Source organism: Streptomyces sp. NPDC001056, from assembly GCF_053598955.1.
Genome location: NZ_JBSFLI010000018.1, coordinates 108,771 through 126,897 on the forward strand (window position 1 = coordinate 108,771; position 18,127 = coordinate 126,897).

Genomic DNA, 18,127 nt, shown 5'->3' on the forward strand with positions numbered 1-18,127 from the left:
ACTCGTAGCGGCGCGACGGTGCCCGAAGTCGTGGCGAATCGTTGGTCGAATGGGTTGGCCGGAGCAGTGCCGCTGCCTACCATCGATCACCGCAAGACTTTGTGCGCCCGCCCGTCGCCCGGCCACCACTCCTGGCGGAGGCGCTGGCGCGCCGCACCTGTCCTGCAATCTCCCCTTGGAGGTCTCCTTGCCCCGCCGCCGTCGCACCGCGCTCGTCCTCACCGCCGTGATCGCCGCCGCGGCACCTCTGCTGACCGCCTGCGGGCACGACGCGCACCCGGGCGCGGCGGCCGTGGTCGGCGGTCAGCGGATCACCGTCGCGCAACTGGAGAACAGGGTCGACGAGGTCCGCGACGCCCAGCGGGCCGCGGTGCCCGACCAGGCCCAGTACCAGCAGGTGCTCGCCCAGACCAGCAGCCTCACCCGCGACACCCTGCACAACATGGTCCTGGACCGGGTGATCCACCGGGCCGCGCAGGACGAGGGCGTCTCGGTCACCCGCAAGGACGTCCAGCAGCTGCGCGCGAGCCTGGAGCAGCAGGCGGGCGGCTCCAGGGGCTTGCAGACCGCATGGCTGCAGAAGTACGGCATCGCCCCCGCGTACCTGGACGACAACCTGCGCCTCCAGCTGGAGGCGCAGAAGCTCGCCGCCCGGCTCGGCACCGACACCTCCCAGCCCGCCTTCTGGAAGGCCCTCTCCACGGCCTCCGAGGAGCTGCACATCGACGTCAACCCGCGCTACGGCACCTGGGACGTGCAGAAGAGCAGCCGGGTGGACGCGAAGACGCCGTGGGTGCGGGAGGTCACGTCGGTGTCGGGAGGCGGCCCGGTGACGGCGTAGGTCATACGATCCCACGACTCCCTCGGCCCTGTGGACAACCGAATCCGCTCGTCGCGGCGGTGGGTTACTTTCGGATCGTGAACGCATCCAGCCCCGAAGCCACCGGACCCGAAGCCACCGGACCCGGAGCCGCGCCCGCCGCCGACCCCGGCCGCGTCGTCCTCCTCACCACCAGCCACCGTGTCGCCCCCGGCCTGCTGTCCTGGCCCGCGTGGCAGGCCCTGCGCGCCGCCGACACCGTGCTGTGCGCGGACGGCGCCCATCCGCAGCTGCCGTATCTGCGGGAGGCCGGGATAGCGGTGGCCGAGGCGGCGCCCACGGCGCAGGAGCTGGTCGCCGCCTGCGCCGGTGGCCGGACGGTGGTGGTCGTGGCGACGGGTGAGGGGGAGCCCGCCCTCACCGACGGCCTGGCCCGGCTGGCCGGCTCCGGCCGGGTCCGCATGCCCGAGCTGGAGCTGCTGCCCGCCTCGTACGACCTGCCCGGCGCCCGCCTGCTGGACCTCGTCCAGGTCATGGACCGCATCCGCGCCGAGTGTCCCTGGTCCTCCCGGCAGACCCACGAGGGCCTGGCCAAGTACGGCATCGAGGAGGCGTACGAGCTGGTCGAGGCGATCGAGGCCGGTGACCGCGAGGAACTGCGCGAGGAGCTGGGCGACGTCCTCCTCCAGGTCGTCTTCCACTCCCGGATCGCCGAGGAGCACCCGGAGAAGCCGTTCTCCATCGACGACGTGGCGGGCGGCATCGTCGCCAAGCTCATCCACCGCCACCCCCATGTCTTCGGCGACGAGAAGGCGGAGACCCCGGAGGACGTCAAGGCGCACTGGCTGCGTACCAAGGCCGAGGAGAAGCGCCGCACCTCCGTCACCGAGGGCATCCCCCTCGGCCAGCCCGGCCTCGCCCTCGCCGCCAAACTCGCCGCCCGCGCCCGCGTCGCCGGCCTCGACGTCCCCCTCCCCGAGGGCGACGACATCGGCTACACCCTCCTCGCCCTCGCCGCCCGTGCCGAATCCGCCGGCACCGACCCGGAGACGGCCCTGCGCGCGGCGGCCCGGACGTACCGGGACGCGATACGGCGGGCGGAGGGGGTGGACCCGGGCCGGGGAGAGGAGTAGCGGCCAGCGGTGACACACCCCCGCGCCCGGCCGGATACCGTCGAACAGTGACCGATCAGCTTCGCCCCGACGAGACCGTTCCCGCTGCTCCCGAGCTGTTCACCTGGGAGTTCGCCGCCGATCCCTACCCGGCGTACGCGTGGTTGCGCGAGCACGCGCCCGTGCGGCGGACGCGGCTGCCCAGTGGGGTGGAGGCGTGGCTGGTCACGCGGTACGCGGACGCCCGGCAGGCGCTGGCGGACCAGCGGCTGAGCAAGAACCCGGCGCATCACGACGAGCCCGAGCACGCCAAGGGCAAGACCGGCATCCCGGGCGAGCGCAAGGCCGAGCTGATGACGCACCTGCTGAACATCGACCCGCCGGACCACACCCGGCTGCGCCGGCTGGTCAGCAAGGCGTTCACGCCCCGTCGCGTCGCCGAGTTCGAGCACCGGGTGCAGGAGCTGACCGACCACCTCATCGACGGGTTCGCCCGGCGCGGCTCCGCCGACCTCATCCACGAGTTCGCCTTCCCGCTGCCCATCTACGCCATCTGCGACCTGCTCGGTGTCCCGCGCGAGGACCAGGACGACTTCCGGGACTGGGCGGGCATGATGATCCGGCACGGGGGAGGGCCCCGGGGCGGGGTCGCGCGGTCGGTGAAGAAGATGCGCGGCTACCTCGCCGAGCTGATCCACAAGAAGCGCGAGGCACTGCCCGCCGAGCCCGCGCCCGGCGAGGACCTGATCTCCGGTCTGATCCGCGCCTCCGACCACGGCGAGCACCTCACCGAGAACGAGGCCGCGGCGATGGCCTTCATCCTCCTCTTCGCCGGCTTCGAGACCACCGTCAACCTCATCGGCAACGGCACCTACGCCCTGCTCACCCACCCCGAGCAGCGCCACCGCCTCCAGGACGCCCTCGCCCGCGGCGACGGCGAGCTGCTGGCGACCGGGGTGGAGGAACTGCTGCGCTACGACGGCCCGGTGGAGCTGGCCACCTGGCGGTTCGCCACCGAGCCGCTCACCATCGGCGGGCAGGAGATCGCGCCCGGCGACCCGGTGCTCGTCGTGCTGGCCGCCGCCGACCGGGACCCGGAGCGGTTCGAGGACCCGGACGTGCTGGACCTCGGCCGGCGGGACAACCAGCACCTCGGCTACGGACACGGCATCCACTACTGCCTGGGCGCCCCGCTCGCCCGCCTGGAGGGGCAGACCGCGCTCGCCACGTTGCTGACCCGGCTGCCCGATCTGCGGCTCGCCGCCGACCCGGCCGAGCTGCGCTGGCGCGGCGGGCTCATCATGCGCGGCCTGCGCACCCTGCCGGTGGAGTTCACGCCGCCCGCTCAGTAGTCGAGGGCCGCGAACCAGTCGCCCCGGCCGCCCGGCGTCAGGTCGAGGAGGTGCCAGACGGGGTTGAGGAGGTCGATGCCGCGCTGGTCGATGTCCTCGGCCATCCGCGGGTGCGCGGAGTAGAAGTGGCGGACCGTGCCGTCCGCGCCCTTGGTGAAGACGGAGACGGCCGAGTCCTGGACGCCGTCCTCGTCCTCGCTGCCCAGGTCGTACTTGAAGGTGCTGTCCCCGGCGCTGAGCAGCCGCAGCCGGGACCAACCCCGGGCGCGCGCGTGCCCGCGCAGGGCGGGCGGACCGGCGGCGGCCACGACCACCAGATCGACGTTCTGGGCGAGGTGACGGGCGACGCCGTTCAGGCCGTCGAGCCACAGGGTGCACATCGGGCAGGGCTCGGTCTGCCGTTTGCCGTACATGAGGTGGTAGACGACCAGGGCCCGCTCCGGGCCGCCGGTGAACAAGTCGCCGAGCCGCACCTCGCGGACGGGCGTGTCGCCCGCGTCGAGACCGGCGGGGCCTTCGAGGAAGACGTACTCGCCGACCTCGGCCCCCGGCGGCAGTTCCCGGCGCAGCGCCGCGACCCGCTCGCGGTGCCGCATCAGCTCGATCTCGGCGCCGCGCAACTCCTCGCGTGCGGCGAGGTACTCCGCCGACTCACCGTGCAACCGGGTGTGCCGCATGAGGTGTCCTCCTGGGTGAACAGCCCCCCGGAACAGGTCGGTTCCATGGTTCCGGGCAGCCCGCGTGCCACGGGTGAGGCACCGCCGTTCCCGAAGAGTGAAAGGGTCGGTGACGGAGCGGAGGGCGAACGTTCAACTCTGTGATCTTCACGTGATCCGCGCGGCATGAACTTGTGACAAGTCATCGGGTGCCGCTACCTTCACCCCTCAGCGTGGCGGCCCGGCATGATCCGCCGCGCCGGTTCCTGCCGTCGCACGAAAGGCTTCCGCATGATTTCCGGGAACGGTCGTCACCGCCGCCCCCGTCAGGCTCCGGCCCTCCTCGTCGCGGCCGGCGTGACCGGCTCCGCCATCGCCATCCCGCTGCTGGGCGCCGCGAGCGCCCACGCGGCCGACGGCACCACCTGGGACAAGGTCGCCGGGTGCGAGAGCGGCGGCTCCTGGAGCGCCGACACCGGCAACGGCTACTACGGCGGCCTCCAGATATCCCAGGAGGACTGGGTCCAGTACGGCGGCACCCGGTACGCCTCCTCCGCCGACCAGGCCAGCCGCTCGCAGCAGATCGCCGTGGCCGAGCGGATCCTCAAGGACAAGGGCACCGCGCCCTGGGCCACCTGCGCCCTGCTGTCCGGGCTCACCTCGAACTCCGGTTCCGTGGACGTCGATCCGGGCGTCGGCGACGGCGGCGGCCAGGGCGGCAGCACGACCGACCCGTCCGGCCTGCCCGACCCCTCCTCCCCGGCCGGTGCGCAGAGCGGCGACCAGAACGGCTCCGGCAACGCCTCCGGCAACGCCTCCGGCTCCGGCGGCGCCTCCTCCGCCGATCCGTCCGGCTCCTCCGCCTCGCCGGGCCAGGGCTCCGGCAAGCAGACGGGCAAGCACGCGACCCCGCATCCGGGCAAGCCCACCGGCACCTCCGGCACCGGCGTCCCCAGCCCGGACCCGTCCGACTCCTCCGGCCCCTCCGACTCCTCGGACCCGTCCGTCCCGGCCACGCCGTCCGCCCCGGCCGGCACCCCCACGGCGCCCGCCCCGTCCACCGGCACCCCGGACAATGCCCGGCAGAACGTCGGTTCTTGGGACCTGGTGGACACCGGAGCCCTGAGCGGCGGCCGTCATCGCGGCGGCAACGCGGACGAAAGCAGGACAAACGGGCAGAACGACTCCTCCTCCGGGCGCCACGCCTCGCGTGAGCCGGGCGCCTACACGGTCCGCGAGGGCGACTCGCTGAGCTCCATCGCCGACTCCCTTGACGTCGACGGGGGATGGCACGCGCTCTACTCCGCGAACAAGAAGGTCGTGGGTGCCGACCCGAACCTCATCACCGCCGGTCAGACCCTGAAAGTCGGTGACGAAACGGGCGCGGCGCAGGGGTAGTTGACGCCCCACTTGATCGCTAAATGTCCGGTTTGGTGAAAGTGTGGGATGAGTCTCAGAAGCCCTGATCGTCTTTGAAATTCCGCGGATCGCGTGGCTACGGTCAAGGCCGCTCGTCACCACGGGCCCCGGCGGCCGCAACGCCGAATCCTGCCAGCGGCTGCCCGGGAACAGTCGTCGCGTCAAGCGCCGCAGGCAGGAGCGGGGGACCCAAGGTAAGCGCCGGACCCGGCAGTTGATGCCGGACCGGCTAGGGGTGAAGCCACGCCTCCATGTGGGGGTGTGGCCGGGCAACTCAACCGGCCCGAATCCGACAGCTCACCTCGCAGGCGTCGGTGAGGGGATCGTTCCATGCTGTTTTCCGGCAAGGGCAAGCACCGTCGTCCGTCCAAGGCCGTCCGCGCCGTCACGCTCGCCGGTGTCACCGGTGTCGCCGTCGCCGCTCCGCTGATGGCGGCCGGCAACGCCTCCGCCGCCACCGCCTCCCAGTGGGACGCGGTCGCCCAGTGCGAGGCCGGCGGCAACTGGGCCATCAACACCGGCAACGGGTACTACGGCGGTCTGCAGTTCTCCGCCTCGACCTGGGCCGCGTACGGCGGCACCGCCTACGCGTCGACCGCCGACAAGGCCACCAAGTCGCAGCAGATCACCATCGCCGAGAAGGTCCTCGCCGCGCAGGGCAAGGGCGCCTGGCCGGTCTGCGGCACGGGCCTGACCAGCACCCCGTACGGCGGCTCCGCCTCGACGGCCACCACGTCGAACAGCACCGCCACCCGGTCCGCGGGCCGGCAGGCCGCCACCCGCTCCACCGAGCGCACCACCCCGGCCCCGAGCAGGTCCGCGAGCGCCTCCGCCGGCTCGGCCGCGAGCAAGACCGTCACCACCCCGACCGGCAAGAAGGTCAAGAAGGGCGACGGCGAGTACAGGGTCGTCAAGGGCGACACCCTCAGCTCCATCGCGGTCAGGCACCACGTGGCCGGTGGCTGGAAGAAGCTGTTCGAGCTGAACAAGGACATCGTCGACAACGCCGACCTCATCTACCCGGGCCAGCAGCTGCACCTGAAGTGACGCCCGGCCGCTGACGGCTCCGCCCGCCGGACCTCCCCCCGGAAAAAGGTCTGCCCCCAGCGGACCCTGCCCCCCCGCGGGCCCTGCCCCCCGGCGGACCCTGCCCCCCCCCAGCGGACCCTGCCCCCCCAGTGGGCCCTGCCCCCCCAGTGGGCCCTGCCCCCCCAGTGGGCCCTGCCACCCCGGCGGGCCCTGCCACCCCGGCGGGCCCTGCCCCCCGGCGGACCTCACCCCCCGGCGGACCTCACCCCCCGAAGGGTCCGCCCCCCGAAGGGTCCGCCCCCCGACGGACACCCCCCGAAAGGTCCGTCCCCCCGTCCCCACGGGCTCCCCGTCCCGGCGCGTTTTCCCCCGTTCGCGCCGGGGCGGGGTCTTTTGTTCTCCCGTTCTTCAGCAGGGTCTCACCGTCGAACCCCTTTGTTCCGACGGTGAACAATGGGTACCGTCTGCATGTCTCCGCCGCCCACCAGACGGTCGGTCGGTGGCCGACGACCCCGGGACGGTTAGGCTCTAGTCGCAAGGCACAGCCGTAAGGCAGACCGCCCCGCAGTTCCAGCGTCACATCCAAGAAGGAGATGCTCGTGCCGTCCATCGACGTCGTCGTAGCCCGGGAAATCCTGGACTCCCGAGGCAACCCCACGGTCGAGGTCGAGGTCGGCCTCGACGACGGCAGCACGGGTCGTGCCGCCGTACCGTCCGGCGCCTCCACGGGTGCCTTCGAGGCCATCGAGCTGCGCGACGGTGACCCCAACCGCTACATGGGCAAGGGCGTCGAGAAGGCCGTCCTCGCCGTCATCGAGCAGATCGGCCCGGAGCTGGTCGGCTACGACGCCACCGAGCAGCGCCTGATCGACCAGGCCATGTTCGACCTCGACGCCACCGACAACAAGGGCTCGCTCGGCGCCAACGCCATCCTCGGCGTCTCCCTGGCCGTCGCGCACGCCGCCTCCGAGGCGTCCGACCTGCCGCTCTTCCGCTACCTGGGCGGTCCCAACGCGCACCTGCTGCCGGTGCCGATGATGAACATCCTGAACGGCGGCTCGCACGCCGACTCCAACGTGGACATCCAGGAGTTCATGATCGCCCCGATCGGCGCGGAGTCCTTCTCCGAGGCGCTGCGCTGGGGTGCCGAGGTCTACCACACCCTCAAGAAGGTCCTGAAGAACAAGGGCCTGGCCACCGGTCTCGGCGACGAGGGCGGCTTCGCCCCGAACCTCGGTTCCAACCGCGAGGCCCTGGACCTGATCCTTGAGGCCATCAAGGAAGCCGGCTACGCGCCCGGTGAGCAGATCGCCCTCGCGCTCGACGTCGCCGCCTCCGAGTTCTACAAGGACGGCAAGTACCTCTTCGAGGGCAAGGAGCGCTCCGCCGCCGAGATGACGGAGTACTACGAGGAGCTGGTGGCGGCCTACCCGCTGGTCTCCATCGAGGACCCGCTGTTCGAGGACGACTGGGCCGGCTGGAAGGTCGTCACCGACAAGCTCGGCGACAAGGTCCAGCTGGTCGGCGACGACCTGTTCGTCACCAACCCGGAGCGTCTGGCCCGCGGCATCGAGGAGGGCAGCGCCAACGCCCTGCTGGTCAAGGTCAACCAGATCGGTTCGCTGACCGAGACCCTGGACGCCGTCGAGCTGGCCCAGCGCAACGGTTTCAAGTGCATGATGTCCCACCGCTCCGGCGAGACCGAGGACGTCACCATCGCCGACCTGGCCGTCGCCACCAACTGCGGCCAGATCAAGACCGGTGCCCCGGCCCGCTCCGAGCGCGTCGCCAAGTACAACCAGCTGCTGCGCATCGAGGAGATCCTCGACGACGCCGCGGTGTACGCCGGCCGCAGCGCCTTCCCGCGCTTCAAGGGCTGAGCCACCCCCGGCCACCTCTTGGCCAGTCGTACGTACGTCCCCGTACCCGGTCCCGTACCGTGTCCGGGGACGTACGCACGTGGTGCGACCGCGTGAAATGGGCGTGAAAGGGGAGGCGGAGAGCCGACATGGCGGCAAGGGACCGGGACCGTTTCTCCACCGCGACCAGGCTGCGGCTGCTCGGCGAGCAGACGGCGGCCCGGGTCTACCGCTCGCAGACCAAGCGGCAGGCGCGCCGCTCCCGGCTGACCGGCCGGGCCGCGCTGCTCGCGCTGGTGCTGTGCTCGCTGGTGGTCGCCCTCGCCTACCCGATGCGGCAGTACGTCTCCCAGCGCGCCCAGATCTCCGACCTCCAGCGGCAGCGGGCCGAGGCCCGCGAGCGCGTCGAACAGCTGCGTGACCTCAAGGCGCGCTGGCAGGACGACGCCTATGCCGAGCAGCAGATCCGCAGGCGCCTGCACTACGTGATGCCCGGGGAGACCGGGTACGTGGTGGTCGACCCGGGCACGGCCCGGCAGTCCCGTACCGACCTCGGGGCCGCCCACCGGCCCTGGTACACGAACATCTGGGACGGGGTCGACAAGTCCGACGCCTCCGACCAGTGACCGGCCCCGGCCGGTGACCCACAGAAAGCCACTCTGAAAGCAGTCATGGAAACCCCTCCGCCGCCCACCCCGCGCACCGAGCCCACCGACGCGGACGTCGAGGCCTTCAAGCAGCAGCTCGGCCGCCCCCCGCGGGGCCTGCGGGCCATCGCGCACCGCTGCCCGTGCGGACAGCCGGACGTCGTGGAGACGGCGCCCCGCCTGCCCGACGGCACCCCCTTCCCGACGCTGTACTACCTGACGTGCCCCAAGGCCGCCTCGGCCATCGGCACGCTGGAGGCCGACGGCGTGATGAAGGAGATGACCGAGCGCCTCCAGAGCGACCCGGAGCTGGCCGCCGCCTACCGGGCCGCGCACGAGGACTACATCCGGCGCCGGGACGAGATCGAGGTCCTCCAGGGCTTCCCGAGCGCCGGCGGCATGCCGGACCGGGTGAAGTGCCTGCACGTCCTGGTCGCCCACTCGCTGGCCGCGGGCCCCGGCGTCAACCCGCTCGGCGACGAGGCGCTCGCGATGCTGCCGGAGTGGTGGCGCAAGGGCGCGTGCGTGACGCCCGCGGAGGAGCCGAAGGGGGAGGCGCAGTGACCCGTGTCGCCGCGATCGACTGCGGTACGAACTCCATCCGGCTGCTGGTCGCCGACGCGGACCCGCGGACGGGCGAACTGGTCGAGCTGGACCGCCGGATGACGATCGTGCGGCTCGGCCAGGGCGTCGACCGCACCGGCCGGCTCGCCCCCGAAGCGCTGGAGCGCACCTTCGCCGCGTGCCGCGAGTACGCCGGGGTCATCAAGGAGCACGGCGCCGAACGGCTGCGTTTCGTCGCCACCTCGGCCTCCCGCGACGCCGAGAACCGCGACGAGTTCGTGCGCGGCGTGCTGGACATCCTCGGCGTCGAGCCGGAGGTCGTCACCGGCGACCAGGAGGCCGAGTTCTCCTTCACCGGCGCGACCATGGAGCTCACCGGCCGCACGGATCTCGCCAGGCCCTACCTGGTGGTGGACATCGGCGGCGGGTCCACCGAGTTCGTCGTCGGCGACGACCATGTGCGGGCCGCGCGCTCCGTGGACGTCGGCTGCGTGCGGATGACGGAACGGCACCTGGTGCACGGCGGCGAGGTCTCGGACCCGCCCACCGAGGAGCAGATCGCCGCGATCAGGGCGGACGTCGAGGCCGCCCTGGACCTCGCCGAGCAGACGGTTCCGCTGCGCGAGGCGCGCACCCTGGTCGGCCTCGCGGGCTCGGTCACCACGGTCTCGGCCATCGCCCAGGACCTGCCCGACTACGACTCCGCGCGCATCCACCACTCCCGTGTCTCGCGCGCCCGCGTCCGCGAGATCACCGAGCACCTCCTGCGCTCCACCCACGCCGAACGCGCCACCATCCCCTCCCTGCACCCGGGCCGCGTCGACGTCATCGGGGCCGGCGCCCTGGTCCTCCTCGCGATCATGGAACGCACGGGCGCCGAGGAGGTCGTCGTCAGCGAACACGACATCCTCGACGGCATCGCTTTCAAGGTGGCGGAAGAGGCCGAGAAGGGGAAGCAGGGCGGCTGACGCCCATGGCGGACTGGGGGATGCGGCGGGCCTCGGCGTCGGACGCCGAGGCGGTGGCCGACCTGCGCGCCGTGGTGCTGCGGGCGGATCTGGAACGGCTCGGGCGGTACGACCCGCAGCGGGTGCGGCAGCGGCTGCTCGCCGGATTCGGCCCGGCGCACACCTGGGTGATCGAGGTGGGCGGCGCGTTCGCGGGCTGCGTGGCGCTGCGGCCGGCCGAGGACGCCCACTGGCTGGAGCACTTCTACCTGGCGCCGCGTCTCCAGGGTGGCGGCATCGGTTCGGGCGTGCTGCGCGAGCTGCTTCGGCGGTGCGACCGCCGGGGCGCCCGAGTCCGGTTGAACGTGCTGCGGGGGAGTCCGGCCCGGCGGCTCTACGAGCGTCACGGGTTCACGGTGGAGACCGAGGACCCGGTGGACGTGTTCATGGTGCGCGAGCCCCGCCGATGAGCGCCGGACCGACCTGCCGCCGGGCCCGCCGGCCTCGCCCGGCAGGTGGCGTGGCTCTCTTTTGTTACCCATCGGTAGCATCCGGCTGAGCAGGTCGGATAACGTTTGAGCGTCTCCGGGGGGCCTTCGCGGGTCCCCCGTTCGTGCCCCGGTGGAAACCTTCGTGAAGTTCTTCACAAGGAAATGGGTCCTGAGTGCTGCCCCAAGGGGGCCGGTTGGCCCTTCCGGGGAGTCAAAACCCGTTTGAACATGTTCAGATGAGGTGCGCAAAGATGGCCGGAAGGGGAGGTTCCACAGGCCGTCCCGGAGCCCCTACGATCACCTCGCGGACCCGGATCAGCAGCTCACACGGCCTTGACAACGGTACGAACCGGTTCGCGGTTCCCCCTTGCCGCCGTGATCTTCATCAAACGGGCCGCGGAGTTTAGCACAGCCCCTCCAGAAGCTTGTGAAGGGGCGCACGAGCCACCCCCCCTGAGCGGGTGGATACTCGATGCCATGAGCACCACGGAGCGTCCCAGGATCCTCGTAGTAGGCGGTGGGTACGTAGGCCTGTACGCAGCTCGGCGCATTCTCAAGAAGATGCGCTACGGCGAGGCGACCGTCACGGTCGTCGACCCCCGGTCGTACATGACCTACCAGCCCTTCCTCCCCGAAGCCGCCGCCGGCAACATCTCCCCTCGCCACGTCGTCGTCCCGCTGCGACGCGTGCTGCCGAAGGCGGAGATCCTCACCGGCCGGGTCACCACCATCGACCAGGACCGCAAGGTCGCCACGATCGCCCCCCTGGTGGGCGAGGCGTACGAGCTGCCGTTCGACTACCTGGTCATCGCCATGGGCGCGGTCTCCCGCACCTTCCCGATCCCCGGCCTCGCCGAGCAGGGCATCGGCATGAAGGGCATCGAGGAGTCCATCGGCCTGCGCAACCACGTGCTGGAGCAGCTGGACAAGGCCGACTCCACGACCGACGAGGAGATCCGCCGCAAGGCGCTCACCTTCGTCTTCATCGGCGGTGGCTTCGCGGGTGCGGAGACCATCGGCGAGGTCGAGGACATGGCCCGCGACGCGGCCAAGTACTACAAGAACGTGTCCCGCGAGGACATGCGGTTCATCCTCGTCGACGCCGCCGACAAGATCCTTCCCGAGGTCGGCCCGAAGCTCGGCCAGTACGGCAAGGAGCACCTGGAGAGCCGCGGCGTGGAGATCTACCTCTCCACCTCGATGGACTCCTGCGTCGACGGCCACGTGGTCCTCAAGAACGGCCTTGAGGTCGACGCCAACACGATCGTGTGGACCGCCGGCGTCAAGCCGAACCCGGCCCTGTCCCGCTTCGGTCTGCCCCTCGGCCCGCGCGGCCACGTCGACTGCGAGCCCACGCTCCAGGTCAAGGGCACCGACTACATCTGGGCCGCGGGCGACAACGCCCAGGTCCCGGACCTCGTCGGCCGCAAGGCGGGCAACGAGAACGCCTGGTGCCCGCCGAACGCCCAGCACGCGCTGCGCCAGGCCAAGGTCCTCGGCGACAACGTGGTCTCCGGCATGCGGGGCTTCCCGCAGAAGGAGTACGAGCACGCCAACAAGGGTGCGGTCGCCGGTCTCGGCCTGCACAAGGGCGTGGCGATGATCGTCATGGGCAAGACCAAGATCAAGCTCAAGGGCCGTCTCGCCTGGTACATGCACCGCGGCTACCACGGTCTGGCGATGCCGACCTGGAACCGCAAGATCCGCATCTTCGCCGACTGGACGCTGGGCATGTTCCTCAAGCGCGAGGTCGTGTCGCTGGGCGCCATGGAGAACCCCCGCGAGGAGTTCTACGAGGCCGCCAAGCCGGCGCCGGTCGCCGCCGCGAAGACCGAGGCCAAGGCTTCCTGACACCCGGTCACCCGCACCATCCGAAAGACCTCCCGCCATCCGTGGTGCGGGAGGTCTTTCGGCGTTCCCGGACCCATTCGGATGGCTACTGCAACCATTTTGCCCAGTCGTAACTCCTTTGCGGGACTGTGCCGGACGGCCGACGGTGTTTACGTGGTATCCGGCATCCGGGATCTCATCTTGGAGGTGTGCGTCATGACCGACGCCGCGTCGCGGCTGAGCAGTCTTGCCGAGCAGGTACTGGGGGCCCCGCTCCCGGTACGGCTGCGGGCCTGGGACGGATCGCAGGACGGACCCCCCGGCGCCCCCACGCTCGTCCTGCGCAACCGGCGCGCCCTGCGTCGCATCCTCTTCAAACCGGGGGAGTTGGGCCTGGCCCGCGCCTGGGTCGCCGGCGACCTGGACGTCGAGGGCGACCTCTACGCGGCGCTGGACCTGATGGCCGGGCTGATCTGGGAACGCGACGACGACGGCCGTACGCTCCTTCAGGCGCTGCGCGACCCCGGCGTACGGGCCGCCGGCCGCGAGCTGCTGAAGCTCGCCGGGCCGCCCATCCCGCCCGCCCCGCCGCAGGAGGAGGTGCGCAGGCACCGCCATCTGCACACCCGTCACAGCGACAGGCGGGCCATCAGCCACCACTACGACGTCGGCAACGACTTCTACGAGATCGTCCTCGGCCCCTCCATGGTGTACTCCTGCGCCTACTGGGAGTCCTTCGGGAAGGACGCCACCCTGGAGGACGCCCAGCGCGACAAGCTCGAACTGGTCTGCCGCAAGCTCGGCCTGAAGGAGGGCCAGCGGCTGCTGGACGTCGGCTGCGGCTGGGGCTCCATGGCCCTGCACGCGGCCCGTGAGTACGGTGTCAGCGTGGTCGGCGTCACCCTCTCCCAGGAGCAGGCCGGCTATGCCCGCAAGCGCATCGCGGACGAGGGCCTGACCGACCGGGTGGAGATCAGGGTCCAGGACTACCGGGACGTCCGCGACGGCCCCTTCGACGCGATCTCCTCCATCGGCATGGCCGAACACGTCGGCGCCGAACGCTACCTGGAGTACGCGCGCCAGTTGTACGGCCTGCTGAAGCCCGGTGGCCGGCTGCTCAACCACCAGATCGCCCGCCGCCCGCAGAACGACGAATCGGCGTACAGCGTCGACCGGTTCATCGACGCCTACGTCTTCCCGGACGGCGAGCTCGCCCCCATCGGCACCACCGTCACCCAGCTGGAGCGCGCCGGGTTCGAGGTGCGCGACGTGGAGGCGCTGCGCGAGCACTACGCGCGCACCCTGCGCGAGTGGGTGGCCAACCTGGAGGCCGACTGGGACCGGGCGGTCCGGCTGACCAGCCCCGGCAGGGCGCGCGTGTGGCGGCTGTACATGGCCGCCTCGGCGCTCGCCTTCGAACGCAACCGCATCGGCGTCAACCAGGTCCTGGCGATCCGCACCCCGTCCTCGGGCGCCCCCGGACTGCCGCCGCGCACCCGCGTCTGGCAGGGCTGAGGCGCCGAGGGGCCCCGCTCCGGTGACGGAACGGGGCCCCTCGCACGTCGTACGGCGCCGTGTCGTACGGCCGTTCGCTACTCGGCCTTGATCGCCGCCAGCATGTTCAGCCGGGCCGCGCGGCGGGCCGGCCACAGGGCGGCCAGGACGCCGACCACGCCCGCGAGGAGCAGGAAGAGCGCCAGCCGGTCCCAGGGCAGGACCAGTTCGTACGTCGGCATCTTGGTGCCGAGCAGCTCGCCGGCCGCCCAGCCGAAGAACACGCCGAGGCCGATGCCGAGCACGCCGCCGAAGAGCGAGATCACCAGGGACTCCAGGCGGACCATCCGCTTGACCGCACGGCGGTCCAGGCCGATCGCGCGGAGCATGCCGATCTCCTGGGAGCGTTCGAACACCGACATCGCCAGGGTGTTGATGACGCCGAGGACCGCGACGATCACCGCCATGCCGAGCAGGCCGTAGACCATGTTCAGCAGCATGGTGAACACCTGGGCGATGCTGTCGGAGATGTCCTTCTTGTCCTGGATCTTGATCGCGGGGTTGGTGCCCAGGGCCTTCGCCAGCCGGTCCTTGGTCGCCTCGGAGGCGCCGTCGGTCGTCTTGACCATGACCTGCATGTCGGTCGGCTGACGCAGATGCGGGGTGAGCACCTTGTTGTCGAGCATGATGCCGCGGATCATCTGGTTGCCGTCGTAGACGCCGGCGACCGTCAGGGTCTGCGCCTTGCCGTCCTCGAAGTGGGCGGTGACGTGGGAGCCGGGCGTCCAGCCGTACTCCTTGGCACGGTCCTTGTCCACGACGATGCGCGTGCCGCCCACCGTGAAGCTGCCCTGGACCACCGTCAGATCCGTGAGCCGGGCGATGGACGCGCCGTCCACGCCGGTCACGTACTCGGTCTTGCCGTCGATGCGGGAGGCGGCGTTGCGCAGCGGACTGCTGGCGCTCACGCCGTCGGTGGCGGCGAGCTTCTTCGCCACGTCCGGGGAGAGCGGGGAACCGTTCGCCATGGAGACGACGTAGTCGGCGCGGATCGCCGAGGCGGCCATCTTGTCGATGGACGACTGGAGGCTGCCGGCCATCACCGTCATGCCGGTGATCAGGGTCAGTCCGATCATCAGCGCGGAGGCGGTGGCTGCCGTACGGCGCGGGTTGCGCACCGAGTTCTGGCGGGCCAGCTTGCCCGAGACGCCGAACACGCGCAGCAGCGGGGCGGCGGCGGCGATCAGCGGGCGGGACAGCAGCGGGGTCAGCACGAACACACCGATGATCAGCAGCACGGCGCCGAGGCCCATCGGGCCCTCGCCGGAGTCGGCGTCCATCGAGGTGGCGGCGATGATCACCGCGGCACCGGCGGCCGCGAACAGCGCGCCGATCGTGTTGCGCAGCACCAGCGACCTGGTCGTCGCCTGGGCGTGCACGCTGTTCATCGCCGCCACCGGCGGGATCTTCGCGGCCCGGCGGCCGGGCAGCCAGGCGGCGAGCATGGTGATGAGGATGCCGACCGCGAGGGCGGCCGCCACGGTCTCCGGGCTGATCACCAGCGGCCCGTCGGGCATGCTCGCGCCCAAGGACCCCACCAGGGCGCGCAGGCCCGCGCCGATGCCGATGCCCGCGGCGAGGCCGGTCACACCGGCGACCGCGCCGACCACGAACGCCTCGATCAGCACCGAGCGGGTGACCTGGCGGCGGGAGGCGCCGACCGCCCGCATCAGGGCCAGTTCCCTGGTGCGCTGGGCGACCAGCATGGTGAACGTGTTGGCGATGATGAACGTGCCGACGAACAGGGCGATCCCGGCGAACACCAGCAGGCCGCGCTTCATGCTGCTCATCGAGTCGGCGATCGTCTTCGCCTGGTCCTCGGCGAGCTTCTTGCCGGTGGTGGTCTCCACCCGGTGCGCGGGCAGCGCCCGGTCGAGGGCGTCCTTCAGCGCGGCCTGACCGGTGCCCGGCTTCGCCCTGACGTCGATCTCGTCGTAGGTGCCCTTCTTGTGGAACAGCTTCTGCGCGGTCGGCGTGTCGAACAGGGCGAGGCTGCCGCCCGCGGTCACATTGCCGTCGTCGGTGGTGAAGATGCCGGCGACGGTCGGGGTGAGCACGGGGCCGTCGACCGAGAGACGCACGGTGTCGCCGACCCGGTAACCGGCCCGCCGGGCGGTCCTGGAGTCGAGCAGCACCTCGTTCGCGCCGTGCGGCGCGTGGCCGCTGACCAGCGGGTACCGGGTGTCCTTGGTGCCCCAGTAATTGCCGCCGCGGGACTGCCAGTTGCCGCCGGCGAGCTTGCCGTGCTTGTCGGCCACGGCGGTGAAGCCGCTGACCACACCGGTGGCGGAGGCGGCGCCGGGGACCCGGGCGGCCTCGTCCAGCATGGCCCGGGTCAGGTCCGGCGTCCGGCCGACCTTGTCGCCCTCGGATTCCTGGTACTTGGGTACGACGGCCACGTCGACCTGGTCGAAGCCCTTGGCGGCGCTGTTCTGGTAGGCGTCGGAGATGGTGTCGGTGAAGACGAGCGTCCCGGAGACGAAGGCCACGCCGAGCATCACGGCGAGCACCGTCATCAGCAGCCGGGCCTTGTGCGCGAGGACGTTGCGCAGGGCGGTGCGGAACATCAGCTGGTACGGCCCTTCGCGTCGAACTGCTTCATGGTGTCGAGGACCGAGTCGGCGGTCGGGCCGTACAACTCGTCGACGATGCGGCCGTCGGCCAGGAAGACCACACGGTCCGCGTAGGCCGCGGCCACCGGGTCGTGGGTCACCATGACCACCGTCTGGCCCAGCTCGCGCACGGAGTTGCGCAGGAAGCCGAGGACCTCGGCGCCGGACCGCGAGTCGAGGTTTCCGGTCGGCTCGTCACCGAAGATGATCTCCGGCTTGGAGGCTAGGGCGCGGGCCACCGCGACGCGCTGCTGCTGGCCGCCGGACAGCTGGGAGGGCCGGTGGCCCAGCCGCCCGGACAGGCCCACCATCTGGATGACCCGGTCCAGCCACTCCTTGTCGGGCTTGCGCCCGGCTATGTCCATGGGGAGGGTGATGTTCTCCAGCGCGGTCAGGGTCGGCAGCAGGTTGAACGCCTGGAAGATGAAGCCGATCTTGTCCCGGCGCAACCTGGTGAGCTGCTTGTCCTTCAGCGAGCCCAGCTCGGTGTCGCCGATGCGCACGGAGCCCGAGGAGAAGGTGTCGAGGCCGGCCACGCAGTGCATCAGCGTGGACTTGCCGGAGCCCGACGGACCCATGATCGCGGTGAACTCGGCCTGGCGGAAGTCGACGGAGACCCGGTCCAGGGCGACCACCCGGGTCTCACCCTGCCCGTAGATCTTCGACAGCTCCGTGGCGCGGGCGGCCACGGTCGTGGCCTTGCCTGCGGTGGGTGTGGTGGTCACGGGTCGGTGCTCCTCGGGACGGCGTGTTCGTGGTGACCTCTCCATCGTCCCGGCGCCGAGGGCCCGGGAAGTCAGCCGCTGTTCCGGTTCCCGGGGGCGACTCCGGATGGACCAGGAGGGTGTCACGTCATACCTGGGGAGGACCCCGGCCCTCAGAACAGGGGGAGCGCCCTCCTTCGGACGGTGAAATTCCGTCATTTCACATACACGTGCACGTGCGCCACGTCACGCTACTGGCAAGTGCGGATGGCCAGTTCCGTGGTCTGATGCACCCTCAGACGTCAATAAAATAAGACAACATCGGTCCGTCGTTCCGCTGTTCGGGGGATGCGTCCCGATAGGCTCGGACCCTCGAAGCGGAGCCCACGGCCTGCCCGGATGGTGGAATGCAGACACGGCGAGCTTAAACCTCGCTGCCCCTTCGCGGGCGTGCCGGTTCAAGTCCGGCTCCGGGCACCACTCACTCCACGCGCTCGGCCAGGTAGCAAGCAGGTAGCAAGTTCGTCATGG

At 71.2% G+C, this 18,127-nt stretch carries 15 protein-coding genes, 1 tRNA gene and 1 riboswitch; of the genes, 13 read left to right on the forward strand and 3 right to left on the reverse strand.

The features are described 5' to 3' along the window. Positions 1–187: 187 nt before the first annotated feature. The 3 genes from ACWDD7_RS21855 (at position 188) to ACWDD7_RS21865 (ending at position 3,284) form a co-directional block, all read left to right on the forward strand. Positions 188–841 carry a SurA N-terminal domain-containing protein gene (locus ACWDD7_RS21855; RefSeq protein ID WP_450458608.1) on the forward strand — a complete coding sequence of 218 codons (654 nt, stop codon included), beginning with the start codon at positions 188–190 and terminating at the stop codon, positions 839–841. Positions 842–918: 77 nt separating this feature from the next. Continuing rightward, the gene (locus tag ACWDD7_RS21860; protein ID WP_450458561.1) at positions 919–1,953 is read left to right on the forward strand and encodes a nucleoside triphosphate pyrophosphohydrolase; all 1,035 of its coding nucleotides are present in this window, start codon (positions 919–921) and stop codon (positions 1,951–1,953) included. Positions 1,954–2,000: 47 nt separating this feature from the next. Further along, positions 2,001–3,284, forward strand: coding sequence for a cytochrome P450 family protein (locus ACWDD7_RS21865; RefSeq protein ID WP_450458563.1), 1,284 nt, complete (start codon positions 2,001–2,003; stop codon positions 3,282–3,284). Here the strand turns inward: ACWDD7_RS21865 and ACWDD7_RS21870 are convergent. After that, positions 3,278–3,961: a DUF899 family protein gene (locus tag ACWDD7_RS21870; protein ID WP_351864109.1), complete on the reverse strand. Its 684-nt coding sequence runs from the start codon at positions 3,959–3,961 to the stop codon at positions 3,278–3,280. The two genes, ACWDD7_RS21865 and ACWDD7_RS21870, sit on opposite strands and share 7 nt — an antisense overlap. A gap of 270 nt (positions 3,962–4,231) precedes the next feature. Between ACWDD7_RS21870 and ACWDD7_RS21875 the strand changes: the two genes are divergently transcribed. The 9 genes from ACWDD7_RS21875 to ACWDD7_RS21915 all read left to right on the forward strand — a co-directional run bounded on the left by ACWDD7_RS21875 (position 4,232) and on the right by ACWDD7_RS21915 (position 14,241). Next, positions 4,232–5,338 carry a transglycosylase family protein gene (locus tag ACWDD7_RS21875; protein ID WP_450458564.1) on the forward strand — a complete coding sequence of 369 codons (1,107 nt, stop codon included), beginning with the start codon at positions 4,232–4,234 and terminating at the stop codon, positions 5,336–5,338. Between the two features lie 177 nt (positions 5,339–5,515). Continuing rightward, positions 5,516–5,685: riboswitch (cyclic di-AMP (ydaO/yuaA leader) on the forward strand. Between the two features lie 4 nt (positions 5,686–5,689). After that, positions 5,690–6,406 carry a transglycosylase family protein gene (locus tag ACWDD7_RS21880; RefSeq protein ID WP_450458565.1) on the forward strand — a complete coding sequence of 239 codons (717 nt, stop codon included), beginning with the start codon at positions 5,690–5,692 and terminating at the stop codon, positions 6,404–6,406. Positions 6,407–6,987: 581 nt separating this feature from the next. Next, a complete protein-coding gene (eno, locus tag ACWDD7_RS21885; protein ID WP_351864102.1) occupies positions 6,988–8,268 on the forward strand; it encodes a phosphopyruvate hydratase in 1,281 nt (426 codons plus the stop codon). 128 nt (positions 8,269–8,396) lie between these two features. Beyond that, on the forward strand, positions 8,397–8,873 hold the full coding sequence (locus ACWDD7_RS21890; RefSeq protein WP_450458566.1) for an FtsB family cell division protein: 477 nt from the start codon (positions 8,397–8,399) through the stop codon (positions 8,871–8,873). 45 nt (positions 8,874–8,918) lie between these two features. After that, positions 8,919–9,458: a DUF501 domain-containing protein gene (locus ACWDD7_RS21895; RefSeq protein ID WP_351864096.1), complete on the forward strand. Its 540-nt coding sequence runs from the start codon at positions 8,919–8,921 to the stop codon at positions 9,456–9,458. After that, positions 9,455–10,426: a Ppx/GppA phosphatase family protein gene (locus tag ACWDD7_RS21900; RefSeq protein WP_450458567.1), complete on the forward strand. Its 972-nt coding sequence runs from the start codon at positions 9,455–9,457 to the stop codon at positions 10,424–10,426. The genes ACWDD7_RS21895 and ACWDD7_RS21900 overlap by 4 nt, the downstream gene beginning before the upstream one ends. A 5-nt stretch (positions 10,427–10,431) precedes the next feature. Then, on the forward strand, positions 10,432–10,875 hold the full coding sequence (locus ACWDD7_RS21905) for a GNAT family N-acetyltransferase (protein ID WP_351864091.1): 444 nt from the start codon (positions 10,432–10,434) through the stop codon (positions 10,873–10,875). Between the two features lie 498 nt (positions 10,876–11,373). Further along, positions 11,374–12,747 (forward strand): NAD(P)/FAD-dependent oxidoreductase, encoded by a 1,374-nt coding sequence (locus ACWDD7_RS21910; protein ID WP_285563124.1) that lies wholly within the window; start codon positions 11,374–11,376, stop codon positions 12,745–12,747. Positions 12,748–12,942: 195 nt separating this feature from the next. Beyond that, positions 12,943–14,241: a class I SAM-dependent methyltransferase gene (locus tag ACWDD7_RS21915; protein ID WP_450458568.1), complete on the forward strand. Its 1,299-nt coding sequence runs from the start codon at positions 12,943–12,945 to the stop codon at positions 14,239–14,241. Positions 14,242–14,318: 77 nt separating this feature from the next. Here ACWDD7_RS21915 and ACWDD7_RS21920 read toward each other — a convergent pair whose 3' ends face one another. Together ACWDD7_RS21920 and ACWDD7_RS21925 are read right to left on the reverse strand one after the other, a co-directional pair. Next, positions 14,319–16,847 (reverse strand): ABC transporter permease, encoded by a 2,529-nt coding sequence (locus ACWDD7_RS21920; RefSeq protein WP_450458569.1) that lies wholly within the window; start codon positions 16,845–16,847, stop codon positions 14,319–14,321. Further along, positions 16,847–17,617, reverse strand: a complete 771-nt coding sequence (locus ACWDD7_RS21925) for an ABC transporter ATP-binding protein (protein WP_351864084.1) — start codon at positions 17,615–17,617, stop codon at positions 16,847–16,849. Before ACWDD7_RS21925 ends, ACWDD7_RS21920 begins: the two co-directional genes overlap by 1 nt. A gap of 372 nt (positions 17,618–17,989) precedes the next feature. Here ACWDD7_RS21925 and ACWDD7_RS21930 point away from each other — a divergent pair. Continuing rightward, positions 17,990–18,076 (forward strand) — tRNA-Leu (locus ACWDD7_RS21930). Positions 18,077–18,127: the final 51 nt, after the last annotated feature.

Coding starts and splice junctions, on each gene's coding strand:
- ACWDD7_RS21870 (WP_351864109.1), bottom strand. CDS start 3,961: ATGCGGCACACCCGGTTGCACGGTGAGTCGGCGGAGTACCTCGCCGCA.
- ACWDD7_RS21875 (WP_450458564.1), top strand. CDS start 4,232: ATGATTTCCGGGAACGGTCGTCACCGCCGCCCCCGTCAGGCTCCGGCC.
- ACWDD7_RS21880 (WP_450458565.1), top strand. CDS start 5,690: ATGCTGTTTTCCGGCAAGGGCAAGCACCGTCGTCCGTCCAAGGCCGTC.
- ACWDD7_RS21890 (WP_450458566.1), top strand. CDS start 8,397: ATGGCGGCAAGGGACCGGGACCGTTTCTCCACCGCGACCAGGCTGCGG.
- ACWDD7_RS21895 (WP_351864096.1), top strand. CDS start 8,919: ATGGAAACCCCTCCGCCGCCCACCCCGCGCACCGAGCCCACCGACGCG.
- ACWDD7_RS21905 (WP_351864091.1), top strand. CDS start 10,432: ATGGCGGACTGGGGGATGCGGCGGGCCTCGGCGTCGGACGCCGAGGCG.
- ACWDD7_RS21910 (WP_285563124.1), top strand. CDS start 11,374: ATGAGCACCACGGAGCGTCCCAGGATCCTCGTAGTAGGCGGTGGGTAC.
- ACWDD7_RS21915 (WP_450458568.1), top strand. CDS start 12,943: ATGACCGACGCCGCGTCGCGGCTGAGCAGTCTTGCCGAGCAGGTACTG.
- ACWDD7_RS21920 (WP_450458569.1), bottom strand. CDS start 16,847: ATGTTCCGCACCGCCCTGCGCAACGTCCTCGCGCACAAGGCCCGGCTG.